This window comes from Streptomyces sp. S6 (genome assembly GCF_054880855.1).
The window spans coordinates 1-2,873 of record NZ_JBTYMC010000510.1; the positions used below are offsets into that span (position 1 = coordinate 1).

At 71.7% G+C, this 2,873-nt stretch carries 2 protein-coding genes and 2 pseudogenes; 1 reads left to right on the forward strand and 3 read right to left on the reverse strand.

Features of this window, described 5'->3' with window-relative positions:
* The 3 genes and pseudogenes from ACVNF4_RS34475 to dacB form a co-directional block, all read right to left on the reverse strand.
* The coding region (locus ACVNF4_RS34475; RefSeq protein WP_461806804.1) for an ATP-binding protein at positions 1-380 on the reverse strand (380 nt) is incomplete at its 3' end.
* A 177-nt stretch (positions 381-557) separates the two neighbouring features.
* The gene (locus ACVNF4_RS34480; protein WP_461806805.1) at positions 558-1,685 is read right to left on the reverse strand and encodes a zinc-dependent metalloprotease; all 1,128 of its coding nucleotides are present in this window, start codon (positions 1,683-1,685) and stop codon (positions 558-560) included.
* Between the two features lie 108 nt (positions 1,686-1,793).
* A pseudogene (gene dacB / locus ACVNF4_RS34485) lies at positions 1,794-2,765 on the reverse strand (D-alanyl-D-alanine carboxypeptidase/D-alanyl-D-alanine endopeptidase); the annotation flags it as partial.
* On the opposite strand from dacB, the pseudogene ACVNF4_RS34490 reads away from it, so the two are divergent.
* A pseudogene (locus ACVNF4_RS34490) lies at positions 2,760-2,873 on the forward strand (sodium/proton-translocating pyrophosphatase); the annotation flags it as partial. The pseudogenes dacB and ACVNF4_RS34490 overlap by 6 nt on opposite strands.

Here is a 2,873-nt window from a genome sequence, read left to right on the forward strand (position 1 = left end):
GCGTAGCGGGCGTCCCGCGCGGCGGCTTCCGGGCCGCCCTCGCGGCCGACGGTGACGGGGGCGGAGTCGAGCGGGTCGAGGCCGAGTTCACGCAGGCGGGTGACGACTTCCCGGGCGCGGTCGGCGGAGCCGCTCTGGAGGCCGTGGTCGACGGTGACGCCGCCCGCGCGCAGGCCGAGGCGGGGGGCTTCGAAGGAGAGGGCGGAGGCGAGCGCCATGGAGTCGGCGCCGCCGGAGCAGGCCACCAGGACGAGGGGCTGCGGGGAGGGGGGCGCGGGGTGGCCGTTCCCGGTCTCGGGGTGGTCGTTCTCGATGAGGATGTCGTGGAGGACGCGGCGGACCGCCAGGCGTATCGCCGCGACCGCAGGATGGGGACCCATGTCCGGTTCCCTTCATGAAGTTTTTCGGGGGGAGGGGACCCGAGCTATGTCACTCAGAGTGTGTAGATGGTGACAGAACCGGGGCGTTCCCCGAGCATTGCACGCCTTCCGGTGGCTCACGGTCCCTCGGACGGGTGATTGAAGCGGCGTTTCCCTGCCACGGGTTCACGATTCGGTTCACATGTCGGCCTTGCGGTGCACGCGCGCGACCCAGTCGGACGGCTTGGCGATCTCCGCCTTCGTGGGGAGCGTGTTCGGGGACGTCCACACGCGGTTGAAGCCGTCCATGCCGACCTGGTCGACGACCGCGCGGACGAAGCGTTCGCCGTCGCGGTACTGCTTCATCTTCGCGTCCAGGCCGAGCAGTCTGCGCAGCGCGATGTCGAGGCGGGAGGCGCCCTTGGCACGCCGCTGCTGGAACTTCTCGCGGATCTCCGAGACGGTCGGGACGACCTCGGGGCCCACGCCGTCCATCACGAAGTCGGCGTGCCCTTCGAGCAGGGACATCACGGCCGTCAAGCGGGCCAGGATCTCCCGCTGGACGGGCGACTGGACCAGCTCCACCAGGGAACGCCCACCGTCGTCCTCCTCGCCCTCCGGACGGCCCCCCGCGAGCGACTGGGCGGCCTCCCTGATGCGCTCCAGGAACGTCGACGGGTCGACGTCCGTCTCGCCGAGGAACGACTGGATCTCGCCCTCCAGGTGGTCCCGCAGCCACGGGACGGCCGAGAACTGGGTGCGGTGCGTCTCCTCGTGGAGGCAGACCCAGAGCCTGAAGTCGTGCGGGTCGACGTCCAGTTCGCGTTCCACGTGGACGATGTTGGGGGCGACCAGCAGGAGTCTGCCGCCGCCGTTCGCGCCGGCCGGGAGGTCTCTCGTCGCCGGGGCGAACGTCTCGTACTGGCCGAGGACGCGCGACGACAGGAACGAGAGCAGCATGCCCAGTTCGACGCCGGTCACCTTGCCGCCGACCGCGCCGAGGACCGCGCCGCCCGGTGAACTCCCCCGGCGCTCCTGCATCTTGTCGAGCAGCGGTTTCAGGATCTCGCGGAACCCCGCGACGTTCGCCCGCACCCACCCCGGCCGGTCCACCACCAGCACCGGGGTGTCGTGCAGGTCCTCGGACCCCATCCGGGTGAACCCCCGGACGTGCCCCTCCGACGCCTTCGCGTACCGCCGCAGCTCCGCCACGACCTTCCGCGCCTCGTCCCGGCTCACCTCGGGGCCGGGCCGCACAAGTCGCGTCGCGGTCGCCACGGCCAGATTCCAGTCGACCATCCCGGAAGAAGCACCGATGCTCGTCATGCCGTCAACCGTACGTGAGCGGTCGGACAAGGGGCAGGGCGTGGAGGGGGTGGGTGGGCTTCGGGGGTGAGTGCGGCTGGGTGGGTAGCTGGGGTGGGGGCGTTTCGCTCACCCGCACCCGCACCCCGCCAACGCCGAAGCCGCCCGGTCCAGTGCCCCCTGTGCCGCCCCCGCGTTCGTCGTGTCCGAGGCCAGGAAGGCGAAGGCCAGTTGGCGGCCCTCGCGGTCCACCACCGTGCCGGCCAGGGCGTTGACGCCGGTCAGGGTGCCCGTTTTTGCGCGGACGACGCCTGCTGCGGCGTTGGTGTAGCGGGTGCTCAGCGTGCCGGTGAAGCCGGCGACGGGGAGGCCCGTCAGGACGGGGCGGAGGTTGGGGTGGGCCGGGGAGGCTGCTGTTACCAGGAGGGACGTCAAAAGGTTGGTCGTGAGGCGGTCGGATCTGTCCAGGCCGCTTCCGTCTTTGATCGAAACGCCCGCTACAGGGAGGCCCAGTTTCTTCAGCTGGGTCGTGATCGCGGTGCCGGCGCCGGTGAAGTCGGGGCGGAGGCCGGTGGCGAGGGCGGTGTGGCGGGCGAGGGACTCGGCGATGTCGTTGTCGCTGTTGGTGAGCATGCGCTCGACGAGGGCGGAGAGCGGGGGCGAACTGACGGTGGCGAGGGTCTGCGCGCGGGAGGTCGCCTTGGAGGGGCCGGGGGCTTTCGTGGTGATGCCCTCGGCCTTCAGGAACCCCGCGAACTTGGCCGTAGCGTCGGCCGCCGGATCGGGCACCCGCTCGACCTCGCCCCGCGTCGAGTCGTCGGGCCGCCCCTCGTCGGCGGTGAGCGGCGTGACCCGCGCGAGGTTGGGGTTCGTGCCGATGACGTGGACGTCGGACCCGGCGTACAGGGTGGTGTCGTACGACAGGGTGACGTCGGTGAGGCCGCGCTTCTTGAGGGCGGCGGCCGTCGACTTCGCGAGGGCGCGCAGGCTCGCCCAGCCCTGCGCGTCCGCGCGTGCGGTGAGCGTCGGGTCGCCGCCGCCGACGAGGACCAGTTCACGGGTGTCGGGTTCGAGGGCCGCGCGGGTGACGAGGCGGTGGTCGGGCTGATCGCGGGCGCGGCCGTCGTGTTCCTGTTCTCCGGGCTGGCCATCAACGCGGTGTCCCGGTCGGCCGGTTCGGTCGTCTTCGAGGTGCGGCGGCAGTTCCGG